At 60.0% G+C, this 17,952-nt stretch carries 13 protein-coding genes; 4 read left to right on the top strand and 9 right to left on the bottom strand.

Features of this window, described 5'->3' with window-relative positions; genetic code table 11:
- Window positions 1-137: 137 nt before the first annotated feature.
- Both hrpA and aceK read right to left on the bottom strand, forming a co-directional pair.
- The gene (gene hrpA / locus AC1RS8_RS20450; RefSeq protein ID WP_489339968.1) at window positions 138-4,049 is read right to left on the bottom strand and encodes an ATP-dependent RNA helicase HrpA; all 3,912 of its coding nucleotides are present in this window, start codon (window positions 4,047-4,049) and stop codon (window positions 138-140) included.
- 178 nt (window positions 4,050-4,227) lie between these two features.
- The gene (gene aceK, locus AC1RS8_RS20445; protein WP_057715983.1) at window positions 4,228-5,946 is read right to left on the bottom strand and encodes a bifunctional isocitrate dehydrogenase kinase/phosphatase; all 1,719 of its coding nucleotides are present in this window, start codon (window positions 5,944-5,946) and stop codon (window positions 4,228-4,230) included.
- 159 nt (window positions 5,947-6,105) lie between these two features.
- Here aceK and AC1RS8_RS20440 point away from each other — a divergent pair, with 159 nt between their 5' ends.
- Complete coding sequence (locus AC1RS8_RS20440; RefSeq protein ID WP_489339967.1) at window positions 6,106-7,014, top strand: DMT family transporter; 909 nt, start codon at window positions 6,106-6,108, stop codon at window positions 7,012-7,014.
- Between the two features lie 78 nt (window positions 7,015-7,092).
- Here the strand turns inward: AC1RS8_RS20440 and AC1RS8_RS20435 are convergent, their stop codons facing one another.
- The 3 genes from AC1RS8_RS20435 to cysK all read right to left on the bottom strand — a co-directional run bounded on the left by AC1RS8_RS20435 (window position 7,093) and on the right by cysK (window position 10,614).
- Window positions 7,093-7,956 (bottom strand): DMT family transporter, encoded by an 864-nt coding sequence (locus AC1RS8_RS20435; RefSeq protein ID WP_489339966.1) that lies wholly within the window; start codon window positions 7,954-7,956, stop codon window positions 7,093-7,095.
- Window positions 7,957-8,437: 481 nt separating this feature from the next.
- Window positions 8,438-9,376 carry an aspartyl/asparaginyl beta-hydroxylase domain-containing protein gene (locus tag AC1RS8_RS20430; RefSeq protein ID WP_489339965.1) on the bottom strand — a complete coding sequence of 313 codons (939 nt, stop codon included), beginning with the start codon at window positions 9,374-9,376 and terminating at the stop codon, window positions 8,438-8,440.
- Between the two features lie 263 nt (window positions 9,377-9,639).
- Window positions 9,640-10,614, bottom strand: a complete 975-nt coding sequence (gene cysK / locus AC1RS8_RS20425; RefSeq protein WP_090453716.1) for a cysteine synthase A — start codon at window positions 10,612-10,614, stop codon at window positions 9,640-9,642.
- A gap of 99 nt (window positions 10,615-10,713) precedes the next feature.
- Between cysK and AC1RS8_RS20420 the strand changes: the two genes are divergently transcribed.
- The 3 genes from AC1RS8_RS20420 (at window position 10,714) to AC1RS8_RS20410 (ending at window position 14,001) form a co-directional block, all read left to right on the top strand.
- A complete protein-coding gene (locus AC1RS8_RS20420; protein WP_489339964.1) occupies window positions 10,714-11,820 on the top strand; it encodes a DUF748 domain-containing protein in 1,107 nt (368 codons plus the stop codon).
- Between the two features lie 145 nt (window positions 11,821-11,965).
- Window positions 11,966-12,811, top strand: coding sequence for an AAA family ATPase (locus tag AC1RS8_RS20415; protein ID WP_057715989.1), 846 nt, complete (start codon window positions 11,966-11,968; stop codon window positions 12,809-12,811).
- 11 nt (window positions 12,812-12,822) lie between these two features.
- Window positions 12,823-14,001 (top strand): vWA domain-containing protein, encoded by a 1,179-nt coding sequence (locus AC1RS8_RS20410; protein WP_008055445.1) that lies wholly within the window; start codon window positions 12,823-12,825, stop codon window positions 13,999-14,001.
- Between the two features lie 100 nt (window positions 14,002-14,101).
- Here the strand turns inward: AC1RS8_RS20410 and AC1RS8_RS20405 are convergent, their stop codons facing one another.
- The 4 genes from AC1RS8_RS20405 to AC1RS8_RS20390 all read right to left on the bottom strand — a co-directional run bounded on the left by AC1RS8_RS20405 (window position 14,102) and on the right by AC1RS8_RS20390 (window position 17,838).
- Window positions 14,102-15,028 (bottom strand): 5-oxoprolinase subunit C family protein, encoded by a 927-nt coding sequence (locus AC1RS8_RS20405; RefSeq protein WP_489339963.1) that lies wholly within the window; start codon window positions 15,026-15,028, stop codon window positions 14,102-14,104.
- On the bottom strand, window positions 15,025-15,729 hold the full coding sequence (locus AC1RS8_RS20400; RefSeq protein WP_102671280.1) for a 5-oxoprolinase subunit B family protein: 705 nt from the start codon (window positions 15,727-15,729) through the stop codon (window positions 15,025-15,027). Before AC1RS8_RS20400 ends, AC1RS8_RS20405 begins: the two co-directional genes overlap by 4 nt.
- Entirely contained in the window at window positions 15,726-16,478 is a 753-nt protein-coding gene (locus tag AC1RS8_RS20395) for a 5-oxoprolinase subunit PxpA (protein ID WP_489339962.1), read from the bottom strand. The genes AC1RS8_RS20400 and AC1RS8_RS20395 overlap by 4 nt, the downstream gene beginning before the upstream one ends.
- Window positions 16,479-16,551: 73 nt before the next feature.
- Complete coding sequence (locus AC1RS8_RS20390; RefSeq protein ID WP_102671282.1) at window positions 16,552-17,838, bottom strand: MFS transporter; 1,287 nt, start codon at window positions 17,836-17,838, stop codon at window positions 16,552-16,554.
- Window positions 17,839-17,952: the final 114 nt, after the last annotated feature.

Below are 17,952 nucleotides of genomic sequence, written 5' to 3'. Positions count from 1 at the left end.
CACCTGTTATAGACACCACAGCAACCTGTGGGAGCGAGCTTGCTCGCGATGGGGCCATCAAATTCAACATCTATGCTGCATGACAGGCCGCTATCGCGAGCAAGCTCGCTCCCACAGGGGTTGCACCGCCTTCGAGCCTACGGCTCTACTTGCGACCACTGCTTGTTCAGGCGCTTGTCGGAGATAGGCACCTTGGTTCCCAACTGTTGCGCAAACAACGAAACCCGGTATTCCTCCAGCCACCAGCGATACAACTCCAGCTGCGGATCGCGCTTGCCTTCCTGGGCGTGTTTGCTGGCGCGGGTCTGGTATTGCGTCCACAGGCCGCTCAATTCGCCGCTCCAGACCCGGTCGCGCTGCACCTGGGCACCGATTTTTTCAAAGCGCTGTTCGATCGCCTTGAGGTAACGCGGCAACTCCTTGAGCCACTGCATCGGCGTTTCCCGGACAAATCCCGGATAGACCAGGTAGCTGAGCTGCTGCTTGATGTCGTTCAGGGCCACGGCTTGGGCGAGATCGATCTTGCCCTTGAAGCGCTTTTGCAGGCCATGCCAGAGCTTGAGGATTTCCAGGGTCAGCTTCGCCACACGTTCGGCGTGCTCGGTCCAGGCGCCACGCTTGCGCTCGGCCAGGGACGCCAGACCGGCGCCGTCACGGGGCAGCGGGTCTTCACCTTCGAGAATGCAGCTGTCGAGGCTGGCCAGCAGAATGTCTTCCACCAGCGCATCGACCCGTCCCATGTCGCGGTACAGCAGGCCCAATTCGGTCAGGCCCGGCAACTTGCCGCGCAGGAACTTCGCAGGCTCAGCCAGTTGCTGCATCAGCAAGCGTTGCAGGGCACGGCGATGCTGGAACTCGGCTTCGGCCGGGGTGGAGAAACGCCCTTCCTTGACCGTCCCTGCTTCCTCCACCAGCGCCGGGTAGACCGTCATCGATAGCCCGGCGATCTTCTGTTGGGTTTTCTCGGCCACGGCGGCAAACACTTTCGGCTCCACCGGTTGCTGGCTCTTCGCGGTTTGCGGCACCGCCAATGCAGCCTGGCTGGCCTCGGCGAAACGCGCGGTGAGCTCGGCCAGATCGCGACCTTCGCCGAGGAACTTGCCCTGGGCGTCGACGATTTCCAGGTTCATCCGCAGATGACTTTCGACCTGCTGCGCGGCCTCGCTCCAGGCTTCGTCGCTGACCCGCGCACCGGTCATGCGCAGCAGTTCGCGACCCAAGGCCTGAGGCAGCGAGCCCTCGGCAAAGGTCATGCGCTGCAAGGCCGCCTTGACGAAGTCCGGTACCGGTACGAAATTCTTGCGCAAGGCCTTGGGCAAGTTGCGCACCAAGGCAATGCATTTGGCTTCGATGACGCCCGGCACCAGCCACTCCAGGCGTTCCGGTGGCAGCATCGGCAACAGCGGTGCCGGCACGCGCAGGGTCACGCCGTCGCGCGGGTGATTCGGTTCGAAGTGGTAGCTGAGGGCTAATTCCAGATCGCCGATATGCAGCGTATCCGGGTAATGCTGGGCAGTGACTTCACTGGCTTCGCGGGCCAGCACGTCTTCTTCGCGCATGATCAGCAGCTGCGGGTCTTTCTGGCTGTTGATGCGGTACCAGCTGTCGAAGGTCGCGGTCTGATGGATCTCCGCCGGCAGCCGTGCGTCGTAGAAGGCGTACAGGGTTTCTTCGTCGGCGAGGATATCGCGACGGCGGGCTTTGGCTTCCAGTTCGTCGAGTTGTTCCAGCAATTGCTTGTTGGCCGTCAGGCACTTGGCCCTGGACTGAATCTCGCCGCGCACCAGCGCTTCGCGGATGAACAATTCGCGGGATACCACCGGGTCGACCGGGCCGTAATGCACCGGCCTGCGCCCGACCACGATCAACCCGAACAGGGTGATCTGCTCGAACGCCACGACCTGGCCACGCTTCTTCTCCCAGTGGGGCTCGAAGTGGTTCTTCTTGATCAGGTGCCCGGCCAGCGGCTCGATCCAGTCGGCATCGATCTTGGCGACCATACGCGCGTAGAGCTTGGTGGTTTCCACCAGTTCGGCGGTCATCAACCATTGCGGGCGTTTTTTGCCGATTCCCGACGACGGGTGAATCCAGAAGCGCCGCTGACGGGCGCCAAGGTAATCGCCCTCTTCGGTTTTCTGGCCAATCTGGCTGAGCAACCCCACCAGCACCGCTTTGTGCAGTTTCGGATAGTCCGCCGGCTCTTTATTGAGGCTCAGCTGCATGTCGCGGCAGATCAGGCTCAATTGGCGATGGGAGTCGCGCCACTCGCGCAGGCGCAGGTAATTGAGGAAATTCTTGCGGCACCAGTTACGCAGCGGACTGGCTGTCAGCGCCTGGCGCTGCTCTTCGAAACCACGCCACAGATTGACCAGCCCGGCGAAGTCCGAGTCGGCGTCTTTCCACTGGGCGTGGGCCTGATCCGCCGCTTGCTGACGCTCCGGCGGACGCTCGCGCGGGTCCTGGATCGACATGGCGCTGGCAACGATCAGCACTTCCTGCAGGCTGCCGAGCTTCGCCGCTTCCAGCAGCATGCGGCCCATGCGCGGGTCCACCGGCAGCCGCGCCAGTTGGCGACCGAGCGGAGTCAGCTGACTGTTGCGGTCCACCGCCGAAAGTTCTTGCAGCAGGTTGTAACCGTCGCTGATGGCCTTGCCATCCGGTGGCTCGATGAACGGGAATGCGGTGACCTCGCCGAGGCGCAGATGCAGCATCTGCAAAATGACCGCCGCGAGGTTGGTGCGCAGGATTTCCGGATCGGTAAACTCCGGGCGACCGAGGAAATCCTCTTCGCTGTACAGGCGCACGCAGATGCCCGGCTCGACCCGTCCGCACCGGCCTTTACGCTGGTTGGCGCTGGCCTGGGAAATGGCTTCGATGGGCAGGCGCTGGACCTTGGCCCGGTAGCTGTAGCGGCTGATGCGCGCCGTTCCGCTGTCGATCACGTAACGAATGCCCGGCACGGTCAGCGAGGTTTCCGCGACGTTGGTCGCCAGTACCACGCGACGGCCTGGGTGAGACTGGAAAATCCGCTGTTGCTCGGCCGGCGACAACCGCGCGTACAACGGCAGGATTTCGGTGTGCTTGAGCTGAGCCTTGCGCAGCATGTCGGCGGCGTCGCGAATCTCGCGCTCGCCGGGCAGGAACACCAGCACGTCACCGGGGCTACGCCGTTCGCTGCGCTCGTAGGCGGCGATTTCGTCGAGGGTGGCGAGGATCGCCTGATCCACCGTCAGGTCGTCCTCGACGCGGTTGCCCTCTTCGTCCTGCTCAAGCGTCAGCGGGCGATACCAGGTCTCCACCGGGTAGGTGCGGCCGGATACCTCGACAATCGGCGCGTCATCGAAGTGCTTGGAGAAACGCTCCAGGTCGATGGTTGCCGAAGTGATGATGACTTTCAGGTCGGGACGGCGCGGCAGCAGGGTTTTCAGGTAGCCGAGCAGGAAGTCGATGTTGAGGCTGCGTTCGTGGGCCTCGTCGACGATGATCGTGTCGTAGCGTTCCAGATAACGATCATTCTGGGTTTCCGCCAGCAGGATGCCGTCGGTCATCAGTTTGATCAGGGTGCTGGAATCGCTCTGATCCTCAAATCGCACCTGATAGCCGACCAACGCGCCCAGCGGTGTACCGAGTTCTTCGGCGACCCGGCTGGCGACGCTGCGCGCAGCGATCCGGCGGGGCTGGGTGTGGCCGATCAGGCCGTGCTGGCCGCGACCGATTTCCAGGCAAATCTTTGGCAACTGGGTGGTTTTACCCGAGCCGGTCTCACCGGCGATGATCAGCACCTGATGCTTTTCCAGCGCCTTTTTGATTTCGTCGCGCTTGGCGGCGATCGGCAGGCTGTCGTCGTAACGGATCACCGGCAGGCTGGCCTTGCGCGCCAGTACCTGCTCACAGGACGCCTGCATCCGCGTCACCCACTGGCCCAGCCTGGCCTCGTCGGGTTTCTTGCGCAGCTCAAGCAACTGCCGCCGCAGCCGGTGGCGGTCGGCGAGCATGGCGTGATCGAGGTTTTTCAGCAGTTTGTCGATGGAGGGCGATTCGTCGGTCATCGGGTACGCAATTCGGTCGTCTAGTGGCGCAGGGTGGCGATTGTCGCAGATTTTACGACCGCTGCGCGGCCGATCGCGAGCAAGCTCGCTCCCACACTGGATGTATAGTGACCACAAAATCAGGGCACACTGCAGTCAAATGTGGGAGCGAGCTTGCTCGCGATGGCGTCAGTGAGAACTACTCGTTGTCCAAGCCTTTACGCCGATACGGAAACACATCAATCACCTTCCCCGCCCGAATCGCTTCCTGAAGGCTCTTCCAGTAATCGGCGTTGTACAACTCGCCATGCAACTGATCGAACAACTTGCGCTGCCCCGAATCGGCAAACAGGAACGGTGGAAACTCTTCCGGGAATACGTCCAGTGGCCCGATCGAGTACCACGGTTCGGACGCCATTTCATCTTCGGGTGTACGTGGCAACGGGATGTGGCGGAAATTGGCCTCGGTGAGGAAGCAGATCTCGTCGTAGTCGTAGAACACCACCCGACCGTGACGGGTCACCCCGAAGTTCTTCAGCAGCATGTCGCCGGGAAAGATGTTGGCCGCCGCCAGTTGCTTGATCGCCAGCCCATAGTCTTCCAGGGCCTCGCGCACCTGCGCCTCGTTGGCGTTCTCCAGGTAGAGGTTCAGCGGGGTCATCCGGCGCTCGGTCCAGCAGTGGCGGATCAGCACCGTATCGTCTTCCACCGACACCGTGGATGGTGCGACTTCCAGCAGTTCCTCCAGGCACGCCGGATCGAACTTGCTCAGGGGGAAACGGAAGTCGGCGAACTCCTGGGTATCGGCCATGCGCCCGACCCGGTCGACGCTTTTCACCAGGCGGTACTTTTCGATCACCGTGGCGCGGTCGACGTTTTTCGACGGCGAGAAACGGTCCTTGATGATTTTGAACACGGTGTTGAAACCCGGCAGGGTGAACACGCTCATGACCATGCCGCGCACGCCGGGGGCCATGATGAACTGGTCGTCGGTATTGGCCAGGTGATTGATCAGTGCCCGGTAGAACTCCGACTTGCCGTGCTTGTAGAAGCCGATCGAGGTGTACAGCTCGGCGATGTGCTTGCCCGGCAGGATGCGCCGCAGAAAGCCGATGAACTCCGCCGGCACCGGCACATCCACCATGAAATACGAGCGGGTGAACGAGAAGATGATCGACACGTCTGCTTCATCGGTGATCAGCGCATCGATCTGGATGCCGCGACCCTCCAGGTGCAGCAATGGAATTGCCAGCGGCCATTGCTCGTCGGCGGTGTAGATGCGCCCCACCAGGTACGCGCCTTTATTGCGGTACAGCACCGAGGAAAACAGCTCGACGCTCAGCTCCGGATCCTTGCACACCCAATCCGGCAGGTTCTCGCGCAACTGCGCTTCGAGGCGCTTCAGGTCACCGGCCAGGTCGGCGTAATCCTCACTGAAACGGTAGTCGGCGAAGATGCTGGCGAGCATCGCCGACAATTGGCCTTGCGGCTTGTAGGTACGGGTTTGCGCGGCCCGGGCGCGGCGCAGGCTCGGCCGGGTGGTGTGGATGAACATGCAGCCGTCACTGATCAGGTCATGGCTGAACAGCCCGCAGAAGATCGAGTTGTACCAGGTCTCGGACAGTTCATCGTCGAAGCGCAGGTCGATCAGGCTGATGTAGGCGTTTTTGACCAGCGGCCAGCAGCTGACGTCCAGGGTGTCGGCGTCAAACGCGGTGCGCAGTCGCTCCACCGTTTCACCGACCTTGTCTTCATACAGATTGATCCGTGCCGCCGACGCCGTCTGCGTTTCCTGCCACTTGGCCTGTTCGAAGCGGGCCCGGGCGCCGTCGGTGATCTGGCGAAAATGCTCGCGGTAATCGTCAAAGCCATCGAGGATCAAGCGGGCGATGTCGGCGGCTGGCCATTGCTGCGGCATGGTGAGACCTCTGCGGGAATTCGGGAGGCTTGAGCTTAGCCAGTGAACCGGGTGCAGGAGAAGCGTAATTTTCTGGGTGAATTAAATGCCCGGTTTTCGGTTGCCATCGATCACACACTCAGCAACACTTTCGCCCCTCCCCCAAGGAAGGACCGCGCTGTGAACCCCGTCGATATTTTCCGTTTACTGTCCCTGGCGGCCATTTGGGGGGCCAGTTTTCTGTTCATGCGCATCATCGCCCCGGTGATCGGCAGCATTCCTACCGCTTTTTTCCGTGTATCGATCGCCGCTGCCGGACTGCTGGTGATTCTCGGCCTGATGCGCATCAGTTGGGACTTCAAGGGCAAACTCAAGACCGTGATGCTGCTTGGGGTGATCAACTCCGGGATTCCGGCGACGCTCTATTCGGTGGCTGCGCAGGTGCTTCCAGCCGGTTACTCGTCGATTTTCAATGCCACGACACCCTTGATGGGCGTGCTGATCGGCGGCCTGTTTTTCCATGAAAGGCTCACTGGCGCCAAACTCGGCGGCGTGTTCCTGGGGCTGTTCGGCGTGGGCGTGCTGACCCGCGCCGGTCCGGTGGCGTTCGATTTGGAACTGCTGATGGGTGCCGTCGCCTGCCTGCTCGCGACCACCTGCTATGGATTTGCGGGGTTTCTGGCCCGCCGCTGGCTCGATCAGGCCGGTGGTCTCGACAGCCGTTTGTCGGCAGTGGGCAGCATGCTTGGCGCGACATTGTTCCTGCTGCCGCTGTTCGGCTACAGCGTGATCAGCCAACCACCCGCGACCTGGGGCGGCTGGAGTGTCTGGCTCTCGTTGCTGGGGTTGGGTCTGGGATGCACGGCGTTTGCGTACATTATTTACTTCCGCCTCCTGAGCTCGATTGGTCCGGTGAAATCGATGACTACGACCTTTTTGATCCCATTGTTCGGCGTGTTGTGGGGGGCGCTGTTTCTCGATGAGCCACTGTCGATGGCGCATATCTATGGCGGGATGTTGATTGCGCTGGCGTTGTGGTTGGTGTTGAAGCCGGCGGCGGTGAAACCGGGTTTGGTGGCTGGCCGGTAGTGTTGTGGCGTTGCGGATGACGCCAAAAATCACAAAGGCCCGGAGCATGGCTCCAGGCCCTTGCGGGTTTGCACGCAATTACGCGGTTTTACGGAACACAAACACCAGACCGACGATGATCAGCAGCATACCGAACAGGCTCAACATCGCCAGGCGATTGCCGAAGATCAGATAGTCCATCACCGCCGTTACCGCCGGCACCAGATAAAACAGGCTGGTGACGTTCACCAGATTGCCTCGAGCGATCAAGCGGTACAGCAATAGCGTTGCCAGCACCGACACCACCAGCCCCATCCATAGCACCGGCAGGATGAATCCACTGCTGTGTTCGAAGTGAAACGGCTGGAAGGGTACGAAAATCCCGCACAACAGCAGTCCGGCCAGATACTGCACCGGCAGTGTGCCGAGGGGATTGTCGGTGATGCGTTTCTGCATGATCGAACCGAACGTCATGCTCGCCAGCGCCAGCAGACCGAAGAGCATGCCCGCCAAAGACATGCCGGCCAAACCGATGCCCTGGTAAACCACCATGATCAACCCGGCCAAGCCTAGCGCCAGACCGAACATCCGGCTTATTGATCGGTGCCGCTCCATGATCACTACGGTGAGAATCGGCTGCACGCCCATGATGGTCGCCATCACCCCGGGCGTGACTTTAAGGTCGAGGGCCAGCAGATAGAAAATCTGATACGCCCCCAACAACACCACGCCGGTGACCATCGCATACAGCATCGGTTTGCCGCCCTTGGGCAACTTCAGCTTGAGCAACGGCACCAGCAACACCAGGCCGCCCAGGGCGATGACGAAACGGAACATCAGGAAGGCAAAGGGCGACGCGTGGGCCAGCCCCCATTTGGAGAAGATCGCCCCGCTGCTCCACAGCAGAACGAACAGGCTCGTGGACGCCGCCGCGAGCGCGGAGTTTTTCGAAAGGACAAACATGAATACCACCTGTAGTCAGGCAAAAAGCCAACTCAGCCGAAGCTGAAATTCAGTCGTTTTTTTCAGGTAGGCAGGGGAACAGCAGAAAGCAGCTGATCAGCCCGAAATGCCAACGCCTGGCGGTGAGACCACCGCGCACACTGGCGTGCGACTGACAGGAGGGGGGTAATGACTGATCTGCCCCGGCTGCTGATTCCCGCACGGCACGACGCCAGCGTTGACCGCTGAATCGACTACCGCGTTGATGAGGGATGCAGGCATTGGGCTGATCTTTACTCGAGGGATAAAAAAGTGAGTCCGAAACTCACCGTGCGCCGACTATAACCAGCGTTCGACATGGATTGCAACGACTCGACCAAAAGGCCAGCTACGACAGTTGTTACAGAGTCTGCAGTGTGCGGTTGGAGGGGCATTCAGGGATTGCGCGAAAACCTGTAAAAAACCGCTCACAACGAGCGGCTCTTTTATTCTGTATCCGGCGTTAGCCAAACAACCAATACCCCAACAACATCAGCACCAGCACCGCCAGTACCGGACGCAGTACACGGTAGGCCTCGGGATTGCGCCGCTTCCATTGCTTGACCACACCACTGAATTTATCGCTGGAGTTCTTGCTCCAGGCATAGACCCGGTTGATGCCCCCTACTCGCTCGTCATCAAGGTTCTGCGGTGCAGTCGCACGACCTAGCCAGGCGCTGATACTGCGATTGATGCGGGTCATGAAGCGATTGCTCAGCGGACGTTCGATATCGCAGAACAGTATGACACGGGTCTTTAGCGTTTCATTCTTGACCCAGTGCACGTAGGTCTCGTCGAACATCACGTCTTCACCATCGCGCCAGGCGTAAACCTGACCGTCGACAAAGATGCGGCAATCATCGGAATTGGGGGTGGACAGGCCCAAGTGATAACGCAGGGAACCGGCAAACGGATCGCGATGCGGATTGAGGTGGCTGCCGCCCGGCAGTAGCGCGAACATGGCGCCTTTGACGCTGGGAATGCTGTTGACCAGTTGCACGGTTTTCGGGCACAAGGCTTCGGCGGAAGTCAGCGGTTTGTCGTACCACTTGAGATAGAAGCGCTTCCAGCCCTTCTTGAAGAACGAGCCAAAGCCAGCGTCGTTGTTCTTTGCCGCCGCGCGGATATACCCCTCGTCGAACAAGTGCATCGCTTCGTCGCGAATCACCTCCCAGTTGTCCTTGAGCACATCAAGTTCCGGGAACTTGCTGCGATCCAGATACGGTTTCGAAGGTATGCCGGAAAACAGGTACATCAGGGCGTTATAGGGGGCGAACAGTGCCGAATGGTTAACGAACTGGCGCAAAACCGGCAGGCGCGCCTTGCCGCGCAAATGCACATAGAGGGTGCTACCGAGAAACAGCAACAACAACGAGGCTTTCGCGGCAAACGACGGGATCATCGACAACTCCTTTGAAGATAAACGGCACCGCACCACGTCCATTGCCCGACGTGGCTACCAGCATGATAAACACTACCGCCCCGGTGAAAACCTGCACTTTTCAACATTCAATGTTAATGAATGTGCAACAAAGCACTTATTAACATAAGGTGCCTGAACGCTGGCTGATGCAATCCATCATCAACCGGAACAGATCAATGGATCGCAACCAGCGATAACGCCTCAACCGTCAGCGCCAGCCACGATCCGCCAATATCTGGCACTTACTGGCGATTCTCCTGTTCGGTAAACAGATCACTGAACAGCATGCTCGACAGGTAACGCTCACCGGAATCCGGCAAGATCACGACAATGGTCTTGCCCTGCATTTCCGGGGTCTCCGCCAGTCTTACGGCCACCGCCATGGCGGCGCCGCTGGAAATCCCGCACAAGATTCCCTCTTCCTGCATCAAGCGCAAGGCCATGGCCTTGGACTCTTCGTCACTGACCAGTTCCACCCGATCGACAATCGACAAATCGAGGTTCTTCGGCACAAAACCGGCACCGATGCCCTGGATCTTGTGCGGGCTCGGCTTGATTTCTTCACCGGCCAGGGCCTGGGTGATCACCGGCGACACCACTGGTTCCACCGCCACCGAGAGTATCGGTTTGCCCTGGGTATTCTTGATATACCGTGAAACCCCGGTGATGGTTCCACCGGTTCCGACGCCTGCCACCAGCACGTCGACCGCGCCGTCGGTATCGTTCCAGATTTCCGGGCCGGTGGTTTTTTCGTGGATGGCCGGGTTGGCCGGGTTATCGAATTGCGCCGGCATGAAGTACTTCGACGGGTCGCCGGCAACGATTTCACCGGCTTTCTCGATGGCGCCTTTCATGCCTTTGGCCGGCTCGGTCAACACCAGTTCGGCGCCCAGTGCCTTGAGTACCTTGCGGCGTTCGATACTCATGGACGCCGGCATGGTCAGCATCAGCTTGTAGCCACGGGCGGCGGCCACGAAGGCCAGGCCGATGCCGGTATTGCCGGAGGTGGGTTCTACGATGGTCATCCCCGGCTTGAGTTTGCCGCTGCCCTCGGCATCCCAGATCATGTTCGCACCGATCCGGCACTTGACCGAGTAACCGGGGTTGCGCCCTTCGATCTTGACCAGGATGGTCACACCACGCGGCGCAATGCGATTGATCTGCACCAGCGGCGTATTACCGATGGAGTGGGCGTTGTCAGCGAAAATGCGGCTCATGGCTGGGTCCTTAACGACAGCATTGAAATAGGGCATCAAGGTAAGCCTCTTGCCCGCAGGCGTCCAGTCGGGTCGAACGTCCGCTTATCAGTGCAGTCAATGGCTTTAGACAGCCAGAGATTTGCCGCCATGAAACGTCGATACAGCTGGCCCCTGTGGACCCTCGCCGGCCTCGGTCTGCTGCTGGTTGCCTTGCACATTGCCCTGCCCTACATGGTGCGCGATTACCTCAACGAGAGATTGGCGAATATGGGTGACTACCGCGGCCAGATTACCGACGTGGACCTGGCCCTGTGGCGCGGCGCCTACAAAATCAATGGACTGAAAATCGTCAAGGTCAATGGCAAGGTCCCCGTGCCTTTCGTCAATGCGCCATTGATTGACCTCTCCGTCAGCTGGCACTCGCTCTGGCATGACCACGCAGTGGTGGCCGAGGCGCAGTTCGACAAACCCGAGGTCAACTTCGTCGATGGCGGTGCCAACAAGAAAAACTCCCAGACCGGCGAGGGTACCGACTGGCGAGCACAATTAGGCAAGCTGCTGCCCATTACCCTGAACGAAGTGCGGATCAACGACGGCAAGATCAGTTTTCGCAACTTCAACTCCAAGCCACCCGTGAACATGAATGCCACAAAAGTGGATGCCAACATCTACAACCTCACCAACGTGGTCGACACCAAAGGCAAGCGTGATGCGCGCTTCGAAGGCAAAGCCCTGCTGCTGGGGCACGCACCACTGGAAACCACAGCCACTTTCGATCCCTTGAGCGACTTCGAAGACTTCGAGTTTCGTTTGCGCACCACGGATATCGAGCTCAAGCGCTTGAACGACTTCGCCGCGGCCTACGGCAAGTTCGACTTCAACGCCGGCCATGGCGACGTGGTGATCGAAGCCTCAGCCAGCAAGGGGCGACTGACCGGCTATATCAAGCCATTGCTGCGCGATGTTGACGTGTTCAACTGGCAGCAGGATGTGCAAAGCGAGGACAAAGGGCTATTCCGCTCGATTTGGGAAGCCCTCGTCGGCGGTACCGAGACCGTCTTGAAAAACCAGGGCAAAAACCAGTTTGCGACACGGGTCGAGCTCAAGGGTAATGTGCATCAGCAAGATGTCAGCGCATTCCAGGCTTTTTTACAGATTTTGCGCAATGGTTTCATCCAGGCATTCAATGCGCGGTATGAACGGCCAAAGCCGGATGCAGGCTGAGTCACCAAGTGACGCCCCATTCAGAGACTGAATAAGCCGTCTGCGTTCACAGTCGACCGGACACCGCGTTATAGTCGGGGCTGACTCTTTTATTGCCCCCCGCCCTGCCTCGTACAGGTCGGCGTTACCGTTCGAGGATTAGCAGATGAAGTTCGAAGGCACCCAGGCCTACGTCGCCACCGATGACCTGAAGCTGGCGGTCAACGCCGCCATCACCCTGGAGCGGCCGTTGCTGGTCAAGGGCGAACCGGGCACCGGCAAGACCATGCTCGCCGAGCAACTGGCCGAATCCTTTGGCGCCAAGCTGATCACCTGGCACATCAAATCCACCACCAAGGCCCACCAGGGCCTGTACGAGTACGACGCGGTCAGCCGTCTGCGCGATTCGCAGCTCGGCACGGAAAAGGTCCACGACGTTCGCAACTACCTGAAAAAAGGCAAGCTCTGGGAAGCCTTTGAATCCGAAGAACGGGTCATCCTGCTGATCGACGAAATCGACAAGGCCGACATCGAATTCCCGAACGACTTGCTGCAAGAACTCGACAAGATGGAGTTCTACGTTTACGAGATCGACGAGACCATCAAGGCGAAGAAACGCCCGATCATCATCATTACCTCCAACAACGAAAAAGAGCTGCCGGATGCGTTCCTGCGCCGCTGCTTCTTCCACTACATCGCTTTCCCGGATCGCGTGACGATGCAGCGGATCGTCGACGTGCACTACCCGGACATCAAGAAAGACCTGGTCAGCGAAGCGCTGGACGTGTTCTTCGACGTACGCAAGGTGCCGGGCCTGAAGAAGAAGCCTTCGACCTCCGAGCTGGTGGACTGGCTGAAGCTGTTGATGGCCGACAACATCGGCGAAGCGGTGCTGCGCGAGCGTGATCCGACCAAGGCCATCCCGCCGCTGGCCGGTGCGCTGGTCAAGAACGAACAGGACGTGCAACTGCTGGAGCGTCTGGCGTTCATGAGCCGTCGCGGCAGCCGATAAGGGTCAACGCCATGTTGCTCAACCTGTTCAATGAAATGCGCGCAGCCAAGGTGCCTGTCTCGGTGCGTGAGCTGCTGGACCTGATCAACGCGCTGAAACAGCGCGTGACCTTCGCCGACATGGACGAGTTCTATTACCTGTCCCGGGCGATCCTGGTGAAGGACGAAAAGCATTTCGACAAGTTCGACCGGGCGTTCGGTGCCTACTTCAATGGTCTTGAAAAACTCGACGACCACTTGCAGGCCTTGATTCCCGAAGACTGGCTGCGCAAGGAATTCGAGCGTTCGCTGACCGACGAAGAGCGGGCGGCGATCCAGTCCCTGGGCGGCCTGGACAAGCTGATCGAAGAGTTCAAGAAACGTCTGGAAGAACAAAAGGAACGCCACGCCGGTGGCAACAAGTGGATCGGCACCGGTGGCACCAGCCCGTTCGGTTCCGGCGGTTTCAACCCGGAAGGCATTCGGGTCGGCGATGCCGGCAAGCGCCAGGGCAAGGCGGTCAAGGTCTGGGACCAGCGCGAATACAAGAACCTTGACGATTCGGTCGAGCTGGGCACCCGCAACATCAAGGTCGCCCTGCGGCGCTTGCGCAAGTTTGCCCGACAGGGCGCGGCCGAAGAACTGGACATCGATGGCACCATCGACCATACCGCCAAGGATGCCGGCTTGTTGAACATCCAGATGCGGCCGGAGCGGCGTAACACCGTCAAGCTGTTGCTCCTGTTCGACATCGGCGGCTCGATGGACGCCCATGTGAAGATTTGCGAGGAGCTGTTCTCGGCCTGCAAGACCGAGTTCAAGCATCTGGAGTACTTCTACTTCCACAACTTCATTTATGAATCGGTGTGGAAGAACAACATGCGCCGCACCTCCGAACGCACCTCGACCATGGACCTGCTGCACAAGTACGGTGCCGACTACAAAGTGATCTTCATCGGTGATGCCGCCATGGCGCCCTATGAAATCACCCAGGCGGGCGGCAGCGTCGAGCACTGGAACGAAGAAGCCGGTTACGTGTGGATGCAGCGGTTCAAGGAGAAGTACAAGAAACTCATCTGGATCAACCCGTATCCGAAGGACACGTGGGGCTATACCTCTTCGACCAACATCGTGCGGGATTTGATTGAGGACCAGATGTATCCGCTGACCCTTCGCGGGCTGGAGGAAGGGATGCGGTTTCTGTCCAAGTAGTTCTGCTGTCTGGACTGACGCCATCGCGAGCAAGCTCGCTCCCACAGGGTCTTATGTACGACAAAGATCCAATGTGGGAGCGGGCTTGCTCGCGAAGCTTTTAGCCTTTCAAAAAGCGCCGCAAATACTCGACCTGTTCTCGATGCGCCACATCCTGCACCACCGGCCGCAACCGCACCCGCGCCCCCGGCAGGCACTGCGCAAGCCGCGCCAGTGCCAACGGTGTCAACGCCCCCAATCGCGGATAACCACCGATGGTCTGTCGATCATTGAGCAACACAATCGGCTGCCCGTCAGGCGGCACTTGCACCGCCCCCAACGGAATACCTTCGGAAATCATCGGTTTGCCCTGGTACTGCAGCGCCGTGCCCAACAGGCGAATGCCCATCCGGTCGGCTCGGCTGTCAAGACTCCACACGCTGTTGAACGCATCGAACAGACTCTGCCCGCTGAACTCGCCAATCTGCGCACCAAGCACCAGATCCAGCAATGGCTCGCCGGTGAAATCCGGCACGCATTGGCTTGGCAACTCCCGCAGCAATACCAGCGAGTTCCCCGAGTAGCTCAAGGACGCGCCTTTACCCAGCGCATGGCCCATTCCGTCCAGGCCACCCAGTTCTTCACGGACCACCGTCGCGCTGCTGCCCAGCACTTTCGGTGCATCAAACCCACCCGGCGCCGCCAGATAGGCCCGGGCGCCGAGTAGCGGCCGGGTGAATTGCAAACGCTGACCTTTGTGCAACCTGAAACTGCGCCATGGCGCCAGCGCTTCGCCGTCCACCTGCGCGCCAAGATCCGCTCCGGCCAAGGCCAGCACGCAATCGTCCTCGGCCACGAGGGTGAATCCGCCAAGGGTGATTTCGATTACCGGCGCATCCAGTCCGTTGCCCAACAGCCAGTTGGCCCAGGACATCGAACGCCAATCGGCGGCTCCGCCCTGGGTCACGCCCAGATGCCGCACGCCAAATCGACCGGCATCCTGCAACAGGCACAGCGCCGTACTCGCTTCAATGGTCAGACGGCTCATGCCTGGGCCTCCAGTGGCGTATCGTCACCGCCCAGGTTAATGAATTCGGCGTGGCCGATTGCTTCAAACCGTACGGTGTCACCGGGTTGCATCAGGCTGTAGCCGTCACGGTTGCGATCGAACAATTTGGCCGGCGTGCGGCCGATCAGGTTCCAGCCCCCAGGCGACACCACCGGGTAGGCCGCCGTTTGCCGTTCGGCGATGCCGACACTGCCGGCGGCGACTTTCTTGCGGGGCGTGTTCAGACGCGGCGCGGCGAGCACCTCTTCCACAAGCCCCATGAAAGCGAAGCCCGGCGCAAAGCCCAGGGCAAACACCTGATATTCACGCTCGCAGTGACGACGGATCACCTCCTCTACCGCCAACCCGCTGCGTTGCGACAACAGGCTCAATTCCGGACCGACGCTCAAGTCGTACCACACCGGCAACACATGGCAGGTACCGCGCGTACGCGCATTGGGCGACAGATCGATCAGTGCCTGGGCAATCAACTCCCGGGCCTGGGCGGGACTCAGCGCGGTCAAGTCGTAATGCACCATCAAGGTGGTGTAGGACGGCACCAGATCAATCAGATGCCCGGCGAATGCCGTGCGCAGACTTTCACTGGCTGCCAGCATCCACGGCATGTTGGTTTCGGCAATTTCATCGAACAGGCGCACCATCAGGCAATCCAGCGCCACCACTTCCACCCGCAGCTTCATGACGCGCTCTGCCGGTTCAAGGCTTCACGGATGCGTTGCACGGCAGCGACCGAACTGGCGTTGTCGCCGTGCACGCAAAGAGTGTTGGCCTGCAAATGCAGGGCGCTGCCATCGCTGGCGGTGAGCGGATCGCCACGGGCAATGGTCAGTGCCTGTTCGATGATTGTTTCCGGATCGTGATGCACCGCTCCCGGCAGTTGTCTCGACACCAGCCTGCCGGCGCTGTCATAAGCGCGGTCGGCAAAAGCCTCGAACCACAGGGTCACGCCGTATTCATCGCCCAGTTGTTGGGCGGCGCTGTTGTCGCGGGTGGCCATCAACATCAACGGCAGGTTGCGATCATAGGACGCTACCGCTTGCAGCACCGCGCGCAGTTGTGCCGGGTTGGCCATCATGTCGTTGTACATCGCGCCATGGGGTTTGACGTAACTGACACGACCGCCCTGGGCCCGGCAGATGCCGTCGAGGGCGCCGATCTGGTAATGCAGAATGTCTTGAAGTTCCTGGGGGGCATAGGCCATGGAACGACGGCCGAACCCCACCAGATCCTGATAGGCCGGATGCGCGCCAACTTGCACACCGTGGCTGAGGGCCAGGCTGACGGTCTTGCGCATGATGCTCGGGTCGCCGGCGTGAAAACCGCAGGCAACGTTGGCGCAATCGATGAAGGGCATGATTTCCGCGTCCAGACCCATGGTCCAGCTGCCGAAACTCTCGCCGATGTCGCAGTTCAATAGCAGGCGGCTCACACTGAACACTCCTGTAGGCTTTATTCTTTTCAGCTGCGGGACATATCTGTAAGACAGCCCCGCAGATTATCAGTTACTGGGCGTCGAGTTGCTTGCCACGGGTTTCCGGCAAACTCAAGGCCGCGAGGATCACCACGCCGTAGGAAACCGCCGCAAAGGCACCGATGCCTACACTCAGCGGCACGGTCTGGCTGAGCAGGCCAATCAACAGTGGAAACAACGCCGCCAGCGCCCGTCCGATGTTGTAGCAAAAACCCTGGCCCGAACCGCGAATGCGCGTGGGGAACAACTCGGTCAGGAATGCACCCATGCCACTGAAGATCCCGGAGGCAAAGAAGCCCAGCGGAAAGCCCAGCCACAGCATCACGCCGTTGCTGACCGGCAGTTGCGTGTACAGCAACACAATGGTGAACGAGCCGACGGCGAACAGGATGAAGTTCTTTTTACGTCCGAGGATGTCGGTCAAATAGGCGCTGATGACATAACCCACGTAGGACCCGACGATCACCATCGCCAGATAACCGCTGGTATTGAGCACGCTCAAACCGCGTTCGTTCTTCAGGAAAGTCGGCAACCAGGACGTGATCGCGTAGTAGCCGCCCAGGGCGCCGGTAGTCAGCAACGAAGCGCGAATCGTGGTGAAGAGCATGCCGGGGGCGAAAATCTCGTAGAACTTCGACGGGTTGCTCGGCTCCTGCCTGGCTTTGGCTTCACGATAGATTTCCGGGTCCTTGACCAGGCGGCGGACGAATATCACGAAGATTGCCGGCACGATGCCGAGGATGAACAGCGCGCGCCAGGCGTCTTCCGGTGGCAATACCGAGAACAGCAGCGCATACAGAATCGCCGTCAACCCCCAACCCAGCGCCCAGCCGGACTGCACCATGCCCACGGCCTTGCCACGGTCCTTGGCTCGAATGACTTCACCGATCAGCACCGCGCCGGCCGTCCACTCACCGCCGAAACCGAAGCCCATCAGGGTCCGTGCAATCAGCAGTTGCTCGTAGTTCTGGGCAAAGCCGCAGAGGAAGGTGAAGAAGGCAAACCACAACACAGTCAATTGCAAGGTGCGCACACGACCGATGCGGTCGGAGAGAATCCCCGCTACCCAGCCGCCGATGGCCGAAGCGATCAGCGTGCTGGTGTGAATCAGCCCGGCCTGGCCGGTGGTGATACCCCACATGGCAATCAGGGTTGGCACCACAAAGCTGAGCATCTGGGTGTCCATGCCGTCCAGGCCATAGCCGATCTTGCAGCTCCAGAAGGTGCGGCGTTCCTGCTGATTGATGTTGCGATACCAGTCGAAAGGTCCCGGACGGGCCGAGGCTTTCGGAATGGCGGTGGTGTCGGGCGCACTCATGGCAAATCTCCGCGCTGATTTTATTGGTATTGTTCTGAGCCCCGACGACGCCTATCGTGGGAACCGGATGCGCCGATTTTTGGACGCGCGCCCCTGCTGCGTCCAACTAATAAA

The sequence above is a fragment of the Pseudomonas sp. GW821-FHT12A04 genome, assembly GCF_058807755.1.
Note: the sequence above shows the minus strand (reverse complement) of the source record. Positions and strands in the feature narration are given on the sequence as shown.

Coding starts and splice junctions, on each gene's coding strand:
- hrpA (WP_489339968.1), bottom strand. CDS start 4,049: ATGACCGACGAATCGCCCTCCATCGACAAACTGCTGAAAAACCTCGAT.
- aceK (WP_057715983.1), bottom strand. CDS start 5,946: ATGCCGCAGCAATGGCCAGCCGCCGACATCGCCCGCTTGATCCTCGAT.
- AC1RS8_RS20435 (WP_489339966.1), bottom strand. CDS start 7,956: ATGTTTGTCCTTTCGAAAAACTCCGCGCTCGCGGCGGCGTCCACGAGC.
- AC1RS8_RS20430 (WP_489339965.1), bottom strand. CDS start 9,376: ATGATCCCGTCGTTTGCCGCGAAAGCCTCGTTGTTGTTGCTGTTTCTC.
- cysK (WP_090453716.1), bottom strand. CDS start 10,614: ATGAGCCGCATTTTCGCTGACAACGCCCACTCCATCGGTAATACGCCG.
- AC1RS8_RS20420 (WP_489339964.1), top strand. CDS start 10,714: ATGGCTTTAGACAGCCAGAGATTTGCCGCCATGAAACGTCGATACAGC.
- AC1RS8_RS20415 (WP_057715989.1), top strand. CDS start 11,966: ATGAAGTTCGAAGGCACCCAGGCCTACGTCGCCACCGATGACCTGAAG.
- AC1RS8_RS20410 (WP_008055445.1), top strand. CDS start 12,823: ATGTTGCTCAACCTGTTCAATGAAATGCGCGCAGCCAAGGTGCCTGTC.
- AC1RS8_RS20405 (WP_489339963.1), bottom strand. CDS start 15,028: ATGAGCCGTCTGACCATTGAAGCGAGTACGGCGCTGTGCCTGTTGCAG.
- AC1RS8_RS20400 (WP_102671280.1), bottom strand. CDS start 15,729: ATGAAGCTGCGGGTGGAAGTGGTGGCGCTGGATTGCCTGATGGTGCGC.
- AC1RS8_RS20390 (WP_102671282.1), bottom strand. CDS start 17,838: ATGAGTGCGCCCGACACCACCGCCATTCCGAAAGCCTCGGCCCGTCCG.